This is a genomic window from Roseovarius atlanticus (genome assembly GCF_001441615.1).
Lineage (GTDB): Bacteria > Pseudomonadota > Alphaproteobacteria > Rhodobacterales > Rhodobacteraceae > Roseovarius > Roseovarius atlanticus.
On the sequence record NZ_LAXJ01000029.1, the window covers coordinates 64356 to 78603 of the forward strand.

A 14248-nucleotide genomic window follows, 5' to 3' on the forward strand; every position below is an offset into this window, starting at 1 on the left:
TCCCGGAATTTGGAAGGCTTGCTAGGTCGGATTGCTTTGAGAGTCTATACTTCGGCGGGCTGCATGCTGAACCATAAACGGGGCAACGAGCAGGGTTAGACCAATGGCAAGAAGGAGAGGTCCGCCAAGTGCGCTGTTCAAAACGCCGGATGCCATTGCAACAGATAGGAGCATCAGGCTGAATTCGCCGCCATGAGACAGAATTGCCGACACCCTCAGGGCCTCTGGCGAAGCATGTCCGCTTATGCGAACTGAAAGATATACGAGCAAGGCCTTGAACGGGATCAGAATGCCTAACCAAATAATTATGGTGACGAATTGCTCTGAGATGTTTGATAGGTCGAGTTGGCTGCCAAGCCCGATAAAAAAAATCCCCAGGAAGAGGTCCCGGAACGGTCGGATTTCACGTTCCACAGTATGCCTTGCATCACCTTCGCCAATCATCATCCCTGCTGCAAATGCACCGACGGCGGGAGAAAGCCCTAGATAAGTGGCGCCAGCCGAAACGGTCATAGCCACGGAGATCGCAAGGAGCTGAGAGAGCTCGGATGCGCTTTGCTGTGCGACCCATATCGAAAGTGGTTGCAGGACCTTACGTGCAAGAAACAGGAGAACAGACAATCCTACCGCGCCCGCTGCAAAGACCCCGAGTCCATGAACCACGGACGCGCCTGTTGCACCGGCATCATGGAGCACCAAGAAAAACAGGGCTGCCAGATCCTGAAACAGCAGTACGGCAATCGCCGCACGCCCCTCGGGCCGCCCCAATGCGTTTTCTTGGGCAAGTGTCTTCAGGCATAGTGCCGTCGAAGACATTGCAACGGCGCCTCCGACCAGGACTGCAGGAAGAGGCGCAACCGAGAAGACACCCCAAAGCACAGTCGCCACCAGACCGGATGTTGTGGCGACCTGCAAAAGACCGACACCGAAGATCAGCCGCCGCAGCTCCATCAGCTTGCCAAGCGAGAATTCCAGCCCCAGCATGAACAGCAACAAGATCACGCCCAATTCACCGATAGCGCCAAGGGTTGCTTCACCCTCAATAAGCTCGAGACCGTGCGGGCCCAAAGCCATGCCTGCAAGCAAAAACCCAACGATCGAAGGAACACCTAAACGGGAGCATATGGCAACGGCAATGAATGCGCCCGAAATCAGGGTCGCACCCGCAATCAGGAATTCGGCGGTTCCATGCATCGACTTCAGCCCCTTCGCCCGGATACTGTCGTTCCAATCCACGCCGGCGGATCAGAGGCTGGAAAGGACTCGATGGCAGCCTCCAGAACTGGATCGAGAAACTCAGCCTCCGATTTCTCTGGCGTTCCCGTGTTTTCGGATGCGCTATAGTCTTGTTGGAGGAGATGCTCCGACCCCCTTGGTTGCCCCATCTGAGCCCACCCTTCCGTGGAAGTATCGACTCCGCGATAGAGTTGATGACTGCTTGTGCCCGCCCAAGGGTTTGGTCCGATGCGCCGCGGACGATCTTCACGCACGATATAGCGCCAATCGTTCTTGAGGGCATAGTCGACAGCGCTGTCGCGATCTGGAAATGTCATCCTGATAGGCCGGTAAGGATCCTGAGACGTCGTCCATCCCATCAAGGGCTCAAGGTTCTGCGGGCGTGACGGTTCGAACTCCAGAACCCAGTGTCCGGATCGTGGCGCGGACGTGGTGGCCGCGCGCGCGGGTCGGTAAATGATGGCGGTTGGCACATCATGAGAACGAAGGTTGGTTCCTGGAATTGTTGGTGCGAATGGCGGGCGGTTATGTCCTTGCATCATCTTTCGAATCTCCTTTCTTCTGTTTATTGTTGGCTGCATTTGCGTCTGGCTTTGACTTTGAGTGCTCGATGTCGTCCAGCCGCTCGATCTTGCGTGAGTTCGCCATGATCGTTTCTGCAGCCGACCGAAGCGCTGCAGGGTCGTTGTCGCTGATGATGTCCGACCGCATCGCAATCGTGACTTCAGCTACGGCATGCATCACCTTTTCGCCGTCATCGCCGTTCAACTGGCCATCCTCGAGTCCATCAACAAGCAGATCAAGAACGCGTCGAAACGCTTCGACAACTGGCGCGCTGCCGACAACGGCAAGCTTGTGGCTGATGACCCTGAGTTCATCAATGAGCGCAGAATCATAACGTTCACGCTCCACGATTTCAGCAACCTTTTCGATGGCGCACATATATGTGTCATGCTTTTGTTGAAAAAGAAGAACCTGCCCTTCTTTTTTTAACTCAAGCTCAGTCTGGCGATTGAGGAGCACAGCTGTCAGATAGATCGTGGCAGCTGCACCAAAGAACACCAGGATCGTCTCTTGGGCAAAAGGAACGTTTTCACCAACAAAGTACAAGCCGCGGTAGGCTGCGTAACCTACTCCCACTAAAACTATAGAAATTACGAGGTAAGCGACGTCCCTGCCGCGAAAGCTCGTCTCTACCGGTGGCTTCATGGGTTGGCCTTTCTTAATCATGGGTGTCGTTGCCTAGCGAACGGGTTTCAGGGGCAGGTTCGGTCTCCTTTTCGGGCCGCAAGAGAATAGGGGTTGGTCCAGAGCCAAATACATTGAACCCATCCCGCAGACACCGCTCGAAAATCGTTTCATCCCAGTTCGAGAAATTTCTCTCCACGTCATATGTAAATTTTGGCCGTGTCATTCGGCACCATCCGGGGCTTCGATCCGAAAGGCAGGGGCTTTTCCACCCTTGTCCTGGCCGGCATAAAGCGTCAGATGCGGATAAGGGATTTCGATGCCAAGTTCGTCGAAGCGCTGTTTTATCCTGTGCAGATATTCGCGCCGGATTGACCATTGCTCACCTGGCAAGACCTTAAGGCGAAGACGCAGGATGACCGAAGAGTCACCCAACGTTTCGACCCCAAAGACCTCTGGCTCGGCTAATATTCTCGTTGACCAGGTTGTTTCCGAAGCAAACTCACGGGCGACACTCTCCATAACGTTCAATGCCTCCTGAAGGTTTTCGCGATAGGCGACACCGACATCGATTACGGCCATCGAATAGTCCGTTGTCTTATTTGTCAGATTGGTGATGGCTCCGTTGGGCACATAGACCACGTCACCATTGAGTTGACGCAGGCGCACATAGCGCAATGTCATCTCTTCGACTTGCCCTGCCACACCGCCAATATCCACGATATCCCCGATGCGGAGTTGCCCTTCCAGCAACAAGACCAAACCCGAAAAATAGTCTTTTATCAGGCTCTGCGCAGCAAACCCCACTGCAATGCCGCTTACCCCCGCGGTCGTCAGGATCGGTGCCACAGAAATGCCAAGGATTGAGAGGGAAATGGTCACGGCCAAGGCCCACACGACCAGCCGACTGACGAAACGGATCAGACGAAAAGATGTTTCAATGCGTTTGACCTCATCTGCAGATCTCTTGGAAGTGCGGGTTCTTTTGCTCATGCGTGTGATGGCCCGCGAAAGCACTGCAGACACGAGCCACGCCACGATCATGACGAGCACAATCTGTGCAACTGTTTGGGAAACGGAAATAAGGCCGGATAGGAGCTCTGCCTGTGTGACCTGCAAATTCAAAAAATGCATTTACATGCGCTCCCTTTTATTCTGCAACGAAAGGCCGGCTGGCGCAGCGCTGCTTCTCTTTTTTAGAGGCGGCCAGGTCCTGTGACGTGCCTGGCCGCCGTTCTCGCGTTTTAAGTGGCTGTTTAAGTGGCTGTAGTTTCGGCCCCTGCGGTGTCGTCCGAAGCGCTGACTTTCCGAAGCTTCAATGCCAACAGGATCATGGTTACACCGAAGATTGCGGCATAGACGCCCAACAACCAACCGAGGGCCAGAACACTGCCTGCGGGTGTCGTGAACAAGACCCATGTGACGGCAGCGCCAAGCAAGATGGAAATGACACCGCTGAGGACGAGCAACCATTCCCCCTCGATTTCCTTACGGAGTCGAATGGCCGCGACGATCTCCATCACGCCGGATGTGATCGACCAGAATGCAACCATCGTCCAGAGAAACACGGTTAACACGAGTGTCGCGACGAATGGGCTGATCAGGACGATAAGCCCGGTTGCGATGCCAAGGAGGCCGCTGAAGATCAACCAGCCCCAGCTTTCACCCTGACGCATGTTTTTATAGCCCGACCAAAGCCCCAGTACGCCATCCGCAAAGGAGTAGGCACCAAACACAATGGTCAGTGTCAGGACCGCTTCAACGGGCATCAGCCATGCCAGGGCGGCAAGAATGACGGCAACGATGCCGCGCCACAGGAAAGCCTTCCAGTTCTTCGAAAGTGAACACAGGCTGGGAAAAGCTGCATCTGGTACATCAGTTGCGGTTTCGGTCATGATATGATCTCCTTTTGCTTGATTTTGAGCACGTGATGTTTGGTCAGCCGTCTATACTTCCAACGGGGTTTTCGCCTTGAGTTGGGGTTTCAGCCCGTCGGCGAGTCTCTCACGGTGACGCAGTGGCATCGGAATATGGGAGACCTGAGCGAGCTCTTTCTTCAGCGCGCTGCCAGCGTGTTTGGAAGTATCCAAGGGCGTCTTCCAGACCTCCGACAGGCGTGATCTGAGGCTGTCCAATGCTTCTTTTTCGATCCGAAGAAGTTCTTCGTCATCAAGCTCGAGAATGTCTGCAGCTTCTTCACCGGTCACCTCGTCCGTGTGAAGGCAATACAGGACGTTGCGCCAGAGTGGCGGCAGATCAGAAAGCGCCCTCTGCACCGCCATCTGCCGTTCGTGACTGGCGACCCGACCTTCGAGATCGACGGTTTCTTCATCCGCGATGATGTCTTCCAGAAGCAGGACATCATCAGGTTGATAGAACTCAAACATCTCCTGGTCGCTTTCTGTCGGCTCTTCCGCCGGGACTTCAGGCTCTTCCTCCAGTATTTCGACGTTTTCAGGCAGCGTGCCTGAAAGACGTTTCGCTTCCTTATCAACTGTTTGTATGGCCAGCTTTCTCAGCCAGTCGGCTATCGACAAACGCTCGGGTCGGGTGTCGAATTGTTCGAGCCCCGCAATGACCACAGCGTCGACCAACTCCTCCGGGCCAAGCCCGCCGAACGGAACAGCCCCGCTGTTTTCCAGATAGGTCAATTCGCGCCGAACATAATTGTAGAGGTCGTCAAGGTGGTCATCGACCAGATCAAAATACAGCGCACGCCGGTCGGCTTCGGCCTGAGTCGATGCGGTCGGCAGCAGTTTGCCCAGTTTGGCCCTGCGCCGCGGGCGCTTCCATTCCGGCTCATGTGTCAGGCGCGCAAGGTGCCGATTAAGCCGCCGGAGTAAATCTGCGAATGCTTTGCGCAATACGGGTTCGATCACGTATCCTTCTTCCTGTGCGGCAATTACGCCCGAGGGAAGCTGCAACCTGAGACTGGCGCGGATGCGTGTCTTTCCCCTGGTTTGCGAAACACTCGCTTCCAGATGCACAAGATCGGGCGGAAAGCGCGTGACGCGGTCTGCGATTTTCTTGGCTTCTTCCTCAATAACCTCCGGGCCACGATGCTGCCCGTGAGAGTCCAGATTGCGAAACGCCGTCATGATCTTCATGGTCTTTGACCTTTCTTTCTCAAGGGTTCTCTGGGCGGTGCCGCGCGACGACCTGCCGCGCGACACTTTGCTGACAGCGGTCAGGCGACTGGCGCGCCTGACTCGTCCGCAGCATCTTCAGAGGAGTCCGATTTGCTCTTTTTCGCTTTCGGCTCTGCGTCAGCGGACTGCGTGTCGGTCTCTTCGTCTTTTGCCTCGTCCGCCGCGTTTTCCAGCTTTTCGAAGACGATCTTCTGATCTTCGGCTGACCATGCAACGCGCACCTTGTCGCCGTCTTCAACGCTACCGCTAAGCATGGCCCGAGCCAGTTCAGTTTCCAGTTCTGACCGGATCAGGCGGCGCAATTCGCGCGCACCATATTCAGGCTGAAAACCGACAGCGCCGAAGTGATCGACAACGCTTTCGTCGTACTCAAGCTCGACACCTTGCGTGAGTGCGGTCGCCGCCACGCGGTTCAGCTGAAGCTCGACGATCTTGCGGATCTCTTCGCGGTTCAGCGAATGGAACACGATGATCTCGTCGATCCGGTTGATGAACTCAGGCCGGAAGTGACCGCGCAGAACATCCATCAATTCGGACTTCTGCTTGGCCGCATCGAACTCCTTGGTGCCGCGTTTCTTCAGGTTCTTCTGAATGATGTCCGAGCCGAGGTTCGAGGTCGCGATGATGATCGTGTTGGTAAAGTCAACCACGCGGCCTTTGCCATCGGTCAGACGTCCGTCGTCGAACACCTGAAGCAGGATGTTGTAGACGTCGGGATGAGCTTTTTCGATTTCGTCCAGAAGCACGACGGAATAGGGGCGCCGGCGGACTTTTTCGGTCAGCTGGCCACCCTCATCATAACCGACATATCCCGGAGGCGCACCGACCAGACGTGCAACCGCGTGGCGCTCGCCATATTCGGACATGTCGATACGGATCAACGCATCTTCGTCGCCGAAGACAGTAGCGGCCAGAGCTTTGGCCAGTTCAGTCTTACCGACACCAGTCGGACCGAGGAACAGGAATGTTGCGGTGGGCGCAGAGCCTTCGCGCAGACCAGCACGGGCCAGGCGCACGGCGTCGGCAACGGCGCTGATCGCTTCTTCCTGACCGATCACCCGCTCATGCAGGTGATCTTCCATAGACAAAAGTTTGTCTTTTTCCTCTGCGGTCAATTCGGTCACTGGCACGCCTGTCAGCTTGCTAACGATCTGGGCCACGTGATCGGCGCGAACCTCAGCCGTGGCTGATGCACGATCGCGCTTCCAGGTTTCCACCAATTCGTCCAGTTCGGCCTGCTTGCCTTCCAACTCTTTCTTCAGAGCCGCTGCCCGGTCAAACTGTTTGCGTGCTGACGCATAATCCAGCTCCCGCTTGATCTGCTCGACCTCTGCTTCGAGTTCCTGGACGTCAATCGGGCGTGCTGTTGCACTGATTTTGACACGTGCTGCAGCCTGATCGATCAGGTCGATTGCCTTGTCGGGCATGAAACGACCGGTGACATAGCGGTCCGACAGTTCGGCCGCTGCGATGATCGCTTCATCTGTGATCGTCACTTTGTGGTGCGATTCCAGAGTATCGCGCAAGCCGCGCAGGATCATGATGGTCTGGGCCACGGTTGGCTCATCCACGTAAACCGGCTGGAAACGACGTTCGAGCGCGGCATCCTTCTCGATGTATTTCTGATACTCGTTCAGCGTGGTGGCACCGATCAGGTTCAGTTCACCGCGTGCCAGAGCAGGTTTGAAGGTGTTGGCAATGTCGAGACCACCTTCGCCACCGCCCTGTCCCGCACCGACGATGGTGTGAATTTCGTCGATGAACAGCACAAGCTCATCCTTGTTCTCCTCGATCTCCTTGAGGATCTTCTGGATACGCTCTTCAAACTCACCCCGGTACTTGGACCCGGCGACCATGGAGTTGATGTTCAACTCGACCAACCGCTTGTCGCGAAGCGCTTCGGGCACTTCGCCTGCAACGATACGCTGAGCAAGGCCCTCGATGATCGCCGTCTTACCCACACCGGGCTCACCAATCAGTACCGGGTTGTTCTTTTTCCGTCGCGCCAGCACTTCAATGGTGGTCTCGATTTCACGGGCACGACCGATCACCGGATCAAGTTTGCCTTCGCGGGCGGCTTTGGTCAGGTCGCGGCTGAACTCATCCAGGTCAGGCGTGTTGGAGGGGGTGTCCACACGGCCCTCTTCGGCCCCCTTGCCGACAATCTTGGTGATCTGCTGGCGCAGCGCCTGACTGGTCAGGCCGTATTTGCGCAGCAAACGCGCCGCGATGCCTTCGCCCTCTTCGGCCAGACCGATCAACAGATGCTCGGGACCGACATAGGAATGGCCAAGCTCGTTGGAGGCAACGAATGCCCTGTTCAGCGCATCCTTCAGGCGCGGGCTGACACTGATTTCACCTTCGCCCTTTCCGTCTCCACGCTTGGAATCCGCATCGATCTGGCGGCGCAAATCATCAGTATCGATCTTGAACTGCTCAAGAATGGTTTTGACAACGTCGCTGTTTGTCAACGCAAACAAAAGGTGCTCTGTGTCAACTTCGGAGCGGCCGAATTCACCTGCCTTTTGCGCGGCTTCTTGCAGCAATGCGTTGGCCTGTTCGCTCAGACGGTCGACAATTCCACCGCCCCCTGCCCCACGGCGCGATCCGCGCGAGATCGGAATTTGCTCGCCGGGCTGGTCGTTGCCCGCAAGGCGGTCAAACATCGATCCTCCGAGAGGGGTGTCGCCAAAGAACTCGTCAAACAGCGATCCTCTGCTTCCGAAAAGAGATTCCAGCGGTGAGCCGGACCGGCCCTGCCGTCGCGCCAGTTTGCGGTAATCGTCGTCGCAGAGCTCCATCAATTGACGTTCTCCGTTTACGGATACCTGCGCCCGGAAAGACGCGGGACGACGTTTGCAGACATCACAAATTCCATCAGCCATTTCTCAGTCCTCCTTTGTTCACCGTCCGCATTGAACGATGTTTGGGTGTTTCTGTCTATGACTCTAGTCAAGCGGCGTTCTTGACCGCGGGTCTGACCACGCGCTCGGCGATCTTGAGAAGATCAGGCTCGTCGAGCGTCTCTTTCTCCAGAAGATCTCTGGAGGTTTCTTCGAGCAGGGCCCGGTTGGCTTCAAGAACCGACAGGGTCCGCGCGAAAATCTCGTCAATCACTTGCTTGATTGCGGCGTCCATTTTTTCCGCCGTGGCCTCGCTGTGGCGGCGATTTAACCATGACGATTGATCGCCAGTGCCCAGAAAACCTGGTCGGTCGGCGTCATAGCTGACATGGCCCAACTCGGGGTCCATGCCGTAACGCATGACCATCGCACGCGCGATATCGGTGGCTTTGACCAGATCGTCGGCGGCCCCGGTAGACAGGTGGTTGTAGATGATCTTTTCCGCCGCCCGGCCGCCCAGCAAAACCGCAATCTTGTTCTCTAGTTCCTCGCGGGTCATCAGGAACCGGTCCTCGGTCGGGCGCTGGATCGTGTAGCCGAGTGCGCCAACGCCACGCGGGATGATGGATACCTTGTGGACCGGATCGACGCCCGGCAATGCCATGGCCATCAGGGCGTGTCCCATCTCGTGGTGGGCCACGATCTCGCGTTCCCGTGGGTTCAGAACGCGGTTTCGCTTCTCCAGTCCGGCAATGATCCGTTCAACCGCATTGTTGAAATCATCCATCGTTACAGCGGTGGCCTTGCGTCGGGTCGCCAAAAGGGCTGCCTCGTTGACAAGGTTGGCCAGATCAGCGCCGGAGAATCCCGGGGTCAGCGCAGCGACCTTTTCGGCATCCACGTCGCGATCCACCGTAACCTTTTTCATGTGGATGTTCAGGATCGCGATGCGGCCCTTCTTGTCGGGCTTGTCCACCAAAACCTGCCGGTCGAAGCGGCCCGCCCGCAACAGTGCCGGGTCCAAGATTTCAGGCCGGTTGGTCGCACCCAGCAGAACGATGCCCGTCGCCGGATCAAAACCATCCAGTTCGGTCAGAAGCTGGTTGAGGGTCTGTTCCCGTTCGTCGTTGCCACCAGCATATTGTCCTGCGTTGCGTGCCCGACCCAAAGCATCCAATTCGTCGATGAAAATGATTGCCGGAGCGCTTTGGCGGGCCTGTTCGAACAAGTCACGCACCCGCGCCGCGCCAACGCCGACGAACATCTCGACAAACTCTGATCCCGAGATGGACAGGAAGGTGACGCCGGCCTGCCCCGCGACCGCGCGGGCCAGCAATGTCTTGCCGGTTCCCGGAGGGCCGACCAACAGCACGCCTTTCGGGATATGAGCGCCCAGCCTGCCGTAGCTTTCGGGATTGCGCAGGAATTCGACAATCTCTTCCAGCTCGGCTTTGGCCTCGTCAACGCCAGCCACATCGTCAAAGGTGACGCCGGTCTCTTCCTCCATATAGATCTTTGCTTTGCTTTTGCCGATTTGCATGAACCCGCCAAAGCCTTGCCGATCAGCAAACTTTCGAAAGAAGAACATCCAGAGCGCAAAAAAGACAAAGGCAGGTACAACCCATGACAGCAATGCTGCGATCCACGTATTTTCTCGCAGGCCGGTGATTTCGACATCCGCATCGTCGATCCGGTCGAGAATGGCGGGATCGACAACGGTCGTCACGAACTGGCTTCGGCCATCGACCGGTGTTTCGAAGGTTCCGGAAATGGTGTCGCCACCAATCGCGACCGAGGCCACGCGTCCTTCGTCCAGATAGTCTTCGAACTGGCTATAGCTGATGGGCGCAGTGTCCTGCACGCCAGCAATCAGATCCTGGAGAAGGATAACGGCGAGGAAAGCCAATACCCAGTACCAGATGTTGAATTCTGTTTTCTTCTCCATCCGCTTTTTCCCTAGTTCTGTGGTGATCGGCTTGGGCGGCGAGATTTGCTGTTTGACCGCTTCAGCCGCGATTTTACCCGCAACATCAGGTCTTCCAGTGTTTCGCGCTCATCAGGCGTAAGATCTGCCAGGATCAACTCACGCAACTGAGCGTTTTTCGGCCGAAGCTCTTCCAGCGCAGCGGTACCCTTCCCTGTCAGAAACACGCTTTGTGATCTGCGGTCAGTGTCCGACGCGCGTCGCTCGATCAGGTCCGCGGCCTCCATGCGGTCGACCAGCTTGCCTGCCGGGGCGTTGCCGATCTCAAGCTTTTCCGCAAGCTGCGACAGGGAAAGCCCCGGGTTTTCTGCGATATAGCTTGCCGCCAGCCAGGATAGTCGCGTCAGTCCGCTTTCTTTCACCTCATCGTCGATCCGAACCCGAATCAGCTGGGCGACCTCGTGGATTGTAGCACCTATCAAGACATCTTGCTTGTCTATCATGTGAGCACAGTCTCCTTTAGCCATGATTGCACTACCTCGCGCCCGCAGGCGCTCCGCGTACATAGTTTCCCAGCACAAGTTATGCAAGCCAAAAATTTCCTAGTCTATTTTAGGTATACCAAAAATATACTTGCATACTAAATTGGAGAGCACTATCTAATCGGCGTCGCGAGGGAATCGCTGCTTACAGACAAACCAGCAGCGGCTTCCTTCTCAGCGAAACCGTTGATCCGTCAACGATCCAAGCCCGGATGCAGGATGACGCTCTGGCATCATTCTGCCTCGTACGGAGGGCGCAGAAGTAAAGAGAATTGACGCAAAGGCTGGCTGACCATCTGGCGCATTCTGAACAGCGAAAGGAGAAACGAGATGCAGATCAAGGATATCATTCCGTGGGCTCACAGGGATCACTCTTTCGACGCGGACACCCATCACGAAAACCCGATTGCGACCCTGCAACGAGACCTCAACAAGGTCCTCGACAACTTCCGTAGCCGGTTCGGCGATTTGCACTGGCCTTGGGGACATGACGAGGCCCGGTCAGACATTGTTGGCACCAAGGACGCAATTGAAGTGTCGGTGGAATTGCCCGGCATGGAAATGAAGGACATCGAAGTGTCCGTTGCCGACGGGATGCTTACCGTGAAGGGCGAGAAGCAAGTCGAGCGACAAGAGGAAAAGCAGGGCTACTATCTGTCGGAGCGCAGCTACGGTGCGATTTACCGGACTGTCCCCCTGCCCCCCGGCGTCGATACGGAAAGGGCTGAAGCCGAATTCAAAAACGGTGTGCTGACCGTGCGATTGCCACACACCCCTGAAGCACTCGAAAACGTCAAAAGGATCGAAATCAAGGAAAAATAGAACCCCGACCCGCCGCCGTGCGCGGCTCAGAAAGACCCACCCAAAGAAGGAGCACTACGATGAACAATCTCAAAGCACTTGGACTGGTATCTGCCATTGCGTTGGCTTCTGTACTGGGAAATCCCTCATGGTCGCAGGACTCTACCGACTTGAGCGGAATGGAGGCCGGCCGCGATCAAGTCGAGGCCACCGTGGAGGACAGCACCACGGACGCGCTGGCCGAACGGCGCACAAAGCTGATTGATGAGGCGGTGTCTGCGCTCGCGCAAACTCGCGAAGCAATCAAGGCGCTTGACGCCGGCGACAAACAGGCAGCAATTGATGCGCTCGCGCAAGCGACCGGCAAGCTGGAGACGATTGTTGCCCGCAGCCCGGACCTTGCCCTCGCACCGGTCGCAGTGGACTACGCCACAATTGACTTGCTTGCCTCGCCTCAGCAAATCCGCGACATCGGCAACCGTGTTGAAGACCTGGTCGAGGATGGTGAGTTTCAGGCAGCCCGCGCCCTCTTGGGCACGTTTGCCAGCGAAATCGTTGTTTCGACAACCAGTCTGCCGCTGGCAACCTATCCTGACGCCATCCTCGACGCGACTGCGCTGATCGAGCAGGACAAGATGGACGATGCCCTTTTGGTGCTCAACACCGCGCTGTCTACACAGGTTGTCACGGACCGCGTGATCCCGCTGCCACCCTTGCGCGCTGAGGCCATGATCTCTTCGGCCGAAGCGCTGTTGGAAGCCGGTGACGTGGCAACTGCCGACGACGCCGGTCTTACCGCGGGCGATTACGTCAATGCAGCCCGGGTCGAACTCGAAGTCGGCGAGGCAATGGGTTACGGCACCGAAGATGATTTCGAAGAGTTGCATGACATTATCGATGAACTCGATGAAGCCATTGATCAGGCGACAGATACCGGAGGCATCTTTGACCGTATCGACGATGGGTTTGGACGTCTGAAAGAGCGGCTGTTCAATCGAAACAGTGACACCTGACTTTGCTCATGTCTCAGGTTTGAACGCGGAGGGCTGTTGTGGCCCTCCGCACATCAAAACAGCGAAGGATACCGATCATGACCTCTGAACAAGAAACTATTCAAGAGACCGAAACGGCCGGTGATACCACGAAGTCTTCCACGGAATTGGCAGAGAAGGCTGGGGCGACCAGCGGCAACGATGCACCGCGCGAACACGTCGACGGCAGTGTTTCGGAACATGTCTCCGCTGAGCTCTCCGATCGCAGGGATCAACTGATCAAGGAAGCGGTCGATGCTCTGGCAGAAACAAAGGTAGCGATCGAGGCCTTGCATGAAGGGAATAAACAGGACGCCATCGACGCGTTGGCCAGGGTAACTGGAAAGCTTGAGACGGTCGTCGCGCGAGAGCCGGACCTCGCAATGGCCCCTGTCGCCGCTGACTATCGCATCGTCGACTTGATTGCTACGCCGGAAACGGTACGAGATATCGGCATCTTGATCGAGCACCATGTTCGCCGCGGAGACTTTCAGATCGCGCGATCGCTGATGCGTGATTTTGCCAGTGAGATCGTGATCGAGCTCAGGGCATTGCCGTTGAAGACCTACCCTGACGCGATCCTCGAAGCCACGCGTCTGATTGAAGAAGGCAAGACAGAGGCGGCAACCACGATCCTCAACACAGCCCTGTCGACAGTCGCAGTTGCTGAAACCGTCGTTCCTCTTCCAACCGTGCGGGCCAAAGCGATGATATCCAAGGCCAAGGCGCTACAGGCAGGTGAGGCTTCCGATGCTGACGGAAAACCGTCTCTGGACGACTATATCGAAGGAGCCAGGGTTGAACTGGAGATCGCAGAAGCACTGGGCTACGGGCGTAAAAAAGACTTTAAAGACCTACATAATGCGATAGCGGATTTGAAGAAATCGCTAAAGGACCGCAAGGAAGCGGCCGGGATCTTCTCAAAGATTGCTGATCACTTCGAAGACTTGAAAGCCCGATTGTTCGACGCGTCGCGATAGAGTTCCCACCACGCGGATCAGTGCGTTTCAAATGGATAGGCCAGAACGCTGCACGACACGTTCTGGCCTTTTTTGATGAATGATCTGTAGTGGTTCGGATCTGACCACAAGGTGATTGCGCTTCTCTCGTGGTGCTTGCGTTATCGCAACCTTACTCGGTGGTCTGTCCCGAAACTTGCATGCTTGCATAGTTCTGCGCGCCAATCCGCTCGATCAACTCAAGCTGCGTTTCCAGCCACGCCTTGTGTCGACGCGCTCTGTAGACGATCTCGTGAAGGCCATGGGCGCAGGCGGGATGTCGAAGAGCCAGGTCAGCCGCCTGTGCGCCGAGATCGAAGAACGGGTGAACGCCTTCTTGCACCGACCGCTGGAGGGCGCCTGGTCCTACCTCTGGCTCGACGCGACCTACGTGAAGGTGCGAGAGGGCGGCCGCATCATCAGCCGTGCCGTTATAGTGGCGGTTGCGGTCAACGAGGACGGCAAGCGCGAGGTTTTGGGTGTCGCCACCGGCCCGTCCGAGGCCGAGACGTTCTGGACCGACTTCCTGCGCTCCC

12 protein-coding genes and 1 pseudogene are annotated in these 14248 nt (G+C 56.6%); 4 read left to right on the plus strand and 9 right to left on the minus strand.

What is annotated here, in order from left to right:
- Positions 1-21: 21 nt before the first annotated feature.
- From XM53_RS20635 to XM53_RS20670, 9 genes are all read right to left on the minus strand, one after another.
- Positions 22-1236: a cation:proton antiporter gene (locus XM53_RS20635; protein ID WP_236544585.1), complete on the minus strand. Its 1215-nt coding sequence runs from the start codon at positions 1234-1236 to the stop codon at positions 22-24.
- A complete protein-coding gene (locus XM53_RS22800) occupies positions 1200-1817 on the minus strand; it encodes an NADH dehydrogenase ubiquinone Fe-S protein 4 (protein ID WP_328586698.1) in 618 nt (205 codons plus the stop codon). Before XM53_RS22800 ends, XM53_RS20635 begins: the two co-directional genes overlap by 37 nt.
- Positions 1762-2466, minus strand: a complete 705-nt coding sequence (locus XM53_RS20640) for a hypothetical protein (RefSeq protein WP_057796695.1) — start codon at positions 2464-2466, stop codon at positions 1762-1764. Before XM53_RS20640 ends, XM53_RS22800 begins: the two co-directional genes overlap by 56 nt.
- 180 nt (positions 2467-2646) lie before the next feature.
- Positions 2647-3558, minus strand: coding sequence for a mechanosensitive ion channel family protein (locus XM53_RS20645; protein WP_057796696.1), 912 nt, complete (start codon positions 3556-3558; stop codon positions 2647-2649).
- Between the two features lie 122 nt (positions 3559-3680).
- The gene (locus XM53_RS20650) at positions 3681-4319 is read right to left on the minus strand and encodes an HdeD family acid-resistance protein (protein ID WP_057796697.1); all 639 of its coding nucleotides are present in this window, start codon (positions 4317-4319) and stop codon (positions 3681-3683) included.
- Positions 4320-4370: 51 nt separating this feature from the next.
- A complete protein-coding gene (locus XM53_RS20655) occupies positions 4371-5531 on the minus strand; it encodes a sigma-70 RNA polymerase sigma factor region 4 domain-containing protein (RefSeq protein ID WP_057796698.1) in 1161 nt (386 codons plus the stop codon).
- Positions 5532-5611: 80 nt separating this feature from the next.
- Entirely contained in the window at positions 5612-8458 is a 2847-nt protein-coding gene (locus XM53_RS20660) for an ATP-dependent Clp protease ATP-binding subunit (RefSeq protein WP_057796699.1), read from the minus strand.
- Positions 8459-8525: 67 nt separating this feature from the next.
- A complete protein-coding gene (gene ftsH / locus XM53_RS20665) occupies positions 8526-10361 on the minus strand; it encodes an ATP-dependent zinc metalloprotease FtsH (protein WP_057796700.1) in 1836 nt (611 codons plus the stop codon).
- Between the two features lie 11 nt (positions 10362-10372).
- On the minus strand, positions 10373-10843 hold the full coding sequence (locus XM53_RS20670) for a MarR family winged helix-turn-helix transcriptional regulator (protein WP_057796701.1): 471 nt from the start codon (positions 10841-10843) through the stop codon (positions 10373-10375).
- A 369-nt stretch (positions 10844-11212) separates the two neighbouring features.
- Here XM53_RS20670 and XM53_RS20675 point away from each other — a divergent pair, with 369 nt between their 5' ends.
- The 4 genes and pseudogenes from XM53_RS20675 to XM53_RS20690 all read left to right on the plus strand — a co-directional run.
- The gene (locus tag XM53_RS20675; protein WP_057796702.1) at positions 11213-11704 is read left to right on the plus strand and encodes an Hsp20/alpha crystallin family protein; all 492 of its coding nucleotides are present in this window, start codon (positions 11213-11215) and stop codon (positions 11702-11704) included.
- Between the two features lie 59 nt (positions 11705-11763).
- Complete coding sequence (locus XM53_RS20680) at positions 11764-12696, plus strand: YfdX family protein (protein ID WP_082631160.1); 933 nt, start codon at positions 11764-11766, stop codon at positions 12694-12696.
- Between the two features lie 77 nt (positions 12697-12773).
- On the plus strand, positions 12774-13694 hold the full coding sequence (locus XM53_RS20685; protein WP_057796704.1) for a YfdX family protein: 921 nt from the start codon (positions 12774-12776) through the stop codon (positions 13692-13694).
- Positions 13695-13938: 244 nt separating this feature from the next.
- Positions 13939-14248: pseudogene (locus tag XM53_RS20690) on the plus strand (transposase); the annotation flags it as partial.